General features: G+C 69.0%; 2 protein-coding genes and 1 pseudogene. All 3 read left to right on the top strand.

The window, feature by feature from the left end; genetic code table 11:
- Positions 1–1,728 (top strand): efflux RND transporter permease subunit (locus tag VF794_RS34100; protein ID WP_331117298.1); only part of this gene is annotated, 1,728 nt, incomplete at its 5' end.
- 238 nt (positions 1,729–1,966) lie between these two features.
- A complete protein-coding gene (locus tag VF794_RS34095; protein WP_331117297.1) occupies positions 1,967–2,851 on the top strand; it encodes an alpha/beta hydrolase in 885 nt (294 codons plus the stop codon).
- A gap of 255 nt (positions 2,852–3,106) precedes the next feature.
- Positions 3,107–3,543 (top strand): annotated as a pseudogene (locus VF794_RS34090) (hypothetical protein); the annotation flags it as partial.

The following is a 3,543-nucleotide window of genomic DNA, read 5'->3' as shown; positions in this document are numbered from 1 at the left end:
CTGGGCAGTCGTGTACCTCAAGGGGCTGCGCGGCCTGTCCACCCGCTTGGCTCACTGCTCGGACGGCCCCTGTCAGCGCTCCTCCTCGGCACCTGCGCTCCAGCCCTCACCCTCAACATGGCCTCTATCCCGCCTATACGCTACCAGGGGGCGGTGCGGGGCATCCTCTCGCGGAGCCGGCGCTTCATGCTCGTCTTCGCCGCCATGGTGGTGCTGATGGGGGTGCTGTTCGCGCGGCTGCCGACCTCCTTCCTGCCCTCGGAGGACCAGGGCTTCCTCTTCTCCATGGTGCAGACGCCGGTGGGCGCGACGCAGGAGCGCACCATGAAGGTCATCGAGCGGGTGGAGCGGCACTTCCTCGAGGACGAGAAGGCCACCGTTGACTCGCTGTTCACCGTGCAGGGCTTCAGCTTCGGCGGCAGCGGGCAGAACAGCGGCATCGCGTTCATCAACCTCAAGGACTGGTCCGAGCGGAAGTCCCCCGAGCTCGGCGTCAACGCGGTGGCCGGGCGGGCCATGGGGGCGCTGAGCCAGCTCAAGGACGCGCTCGCCTTCGCGTTCCCGCCCCCGGCGATGCCCGAGCTTGGCACCTCGGCGGGTTTCGTCTTCTACCTCAAGGACAACCTCGGCCTGGGCCACGAGGCGCTCACCGCGGCCCGCAACCAGTTCCTCGGCGTCGCGGCGCGGAGCCCGCTGCTCGCCAACGTGCGCCCGAACGGCCAGGACGACACGCCGCAGTTCCGCGTCGACGTGGACGTGGCGAAGGCCGGTGCGCTCGGGTTGTCCATGGCGGACATCAACGCCACCCTCTCCACGGCGTGGGGCGGCCAGTACATCGACGACTTCATCGACCGTGGCCGCGTCAAGCGCGTGTTCCTCCAGGCGGACGCGCCGTTCCGGATGGTGCCCGAGGACTTCCAGCGCTGGTCGGTGCGCAACCGGCAGGGGGAGATGGTGCCGTTCTTGAGCTTCGCGAGCACGCGGTGGGGGTTCGGCTCGCCCCGGCTCGAGCGCTACAACGGCGCGTCGGCGATGGAGATCATGGGCGAGGCGGCCCCGGGTGTGAGCTCCGGTGACGCCATGGCGGAAGTGGAGCGGCTGGTGGCGCAGCTGCCGCGGGGCGTGGGGCTCGAGTGGACGGGGCAGTCGTACCAGGAGCGCGCGGCGGGTGCCCAGACGCCGCTGCTCTACACGCTCTCGCTGCTCATCGTGTTCCTCTGCCTGGCGGCCATGTACGAGAGCTGGACCATCCCGACGGCGGTGCTGCTGGTGGCGCCGCTGGGAATCCTCGGCACGGTGCTGGCGAGCGCGCTGCGGGGGATGGAGCGCGACATCTACTTCCAGGTGGCGCTACTGACCACGGTGGGCCTGTCGAGCAAGAACGCCATCCTCATCGTCGAGTTCGCGAAGGAGAACTTCGAGAAGGGGATGGAGTTGACGGAGGCCACGCTGGCCGCGGTGCGTGCGCGCCTGCGGCCCATCCTGATGACCTCGCTGGCCTTCGGGCTCGGCGTGCTGCCGCTGGCGGTGGCCATCGGCGCGGGCTCGGGCGCGCAGCGGGCCATCGGCACGGGGGTGCTCGGCGGCATGATGGTGGGCACGCTGCTCGGCCTCTTCTTCGTGCCCCTGTTCTTCGTGGTGGTGCAGCGCGTGTTCGGCCGGCGCAGGGTCACCGAGCCGGCAGCCGCGCTTCCAAAGGGCACCAGCGCGCCGGACCTGGCGGGGTGAAGCGCTTCACGGCGAGGTGGCCTGCCCGCCATCGTCTCGCGCGCGGAGCGCCCCGTGGTCCAGGCAGTGCCGCTGGTGGGCTCCTCTCGGAACTCCTCCAGGATGGGTAGCTGCGTCGTCGCCAGCGCATCGATGTGCCCGGGAAGGTGTCCCCGGGAAGGTGTCAAAGGACTCGTTTCGACACCATCCCCGAGGAATCCGGTGACGGCGTTGTCCTGAAAATGGAAGTCTGCGCTCCATGAATTTCGAGCAGGCTCAAGCCGCATATCTCAACCGCTGCGCGCCGGGACATCGCACGCGCCGGGTCCGCTGGTCGGGTGGTACGACGCAGGTGATTGAACTGGGCGAAGGGCCACCACTGCTCCTCCTCCACGGGGGGCTGGGCGAAGCCTTCCAGTGGGGACACCTCCTCCCAGCGCTGGCTCGGAAGCACCGCGTGATGGCGGTGGATCGGCCAGGACATGGCTTGGCCGACCCGTTCGACTACCAGGGGGTGGACCTGCTGCAGCACGCGCGGCGCTTCCTCGGTGACATCTTGGATGCAGAGGGACTCCCGTCCGTGCCCATCGTGGGCAGCTCCATGGGAGGCCTCTGGGCCACTGACTTCGCGCTGACCCATCCGCAGCGAGTGCCTCGGCTGGTGCTCGTAGGTTCTCCGGCGGGAGTGACTCGCGCGCTGCCCCTCCAGATGCGCCTCGGGACGGTGCCGGGGCTGAGGACACTCGTGCGGAGGATGATGAGCAAGCCGACGCGCGACAGCACCCGTGCCTTCTGGGCGCAGCTGCTCGTGGCGCATCCGGAACGCCTGTCGGACGAATTCCTGGATCTCGCGACCGAGAGCCAGCGGCGCAACACGCCGAGCTGGTTCACGCTCATCGATCGGGCCTTTGATGTGCGGGGGATGAAGAAGAATCTGTTGCTCGCCGACCGTTGGAAGGACCTCTCGGTCCCCACGACCCTGGTCTGGGGAGAGAAGGATGCCTGGGCCACGCCCGAGCTGGGGGAGGCCGTCGCAGCCATGAACCCCCGGGTGCGCATGGTACGGATTCCCGATGCTGGCCACGGACCCTGGTTCGATGATCCGGAGCGTGTGGTCGAGGCCATCGAGGGGGCACTCGGCTGATGCGGGGTGAAGCGCTTCACAGCGAGCCTGTGAAGCGCTTCACAGCGTCCAGCGGGGGTTCCGGCTACCTTGAGGACACTTGCAGCCGGACGCAGCAGCCCGGTGCGCGAGCAACCCAGAAAGCGCGAGAGGGGTGGCCAGGCAAGATGCCCCCGCCCCGACTCTTTCCCCGAGGGAAAGGGTCCGTCACCAGTGAGGGGAGGAGGGCTCCAGTCGAGTCCTTCTCCCTTCCGGTTTTTCAGGCGAACTCAGCCCTTGAGCACGGCCAGGGGCATCAACCGCACTACCTTCCACGCAATGCCGGTGGTGGCCATCGCCGGTAACATGGGCCGCATGGGCTTGACGCACTTCCCCCGTGGGTTGGCGCTGCTGGCCGTGCTGCTGACGGCGTGTGCGACCTCGACACCCTTCGTGCAAGAGGACGACGAGGCACTCGAAGCCGTGTACTCGTGGGAGGAGGCGCGCGCGGACCCGAGCTGCGTGGTGCCCCTGTGCGACGAGGATCGCTGCGCCATCTGGCGCTGCCGGGACGTGGTGGAGGTGGAGGCGCCTCGTGGGGTGGAGGCGCCCGCCGTGGTTTTGGCCAGGGGCACCTACCCGGTGGTCCGCCCCCCGCCGCGCGCCTTGACGGACACCGGCGTGTCGACGGCGGTGCGCGAGCCCTGGGAGGATAACCCCACTCGTTGGTGGGG

This window comes from Archangium sp. (genome assembly GCF_036389735.1).
In the GTDB taxonomy this organism is placed as follows: Bacteria; Myxococcota; Myxococcia; order Myxococcales; family Myxococcaceae; genus Archangium.
The sequence above is the reverse complement of the archived record's forward strand: the minus strand, read 5'-3'. Positions and strand labels throughout refer to the sequence as shown.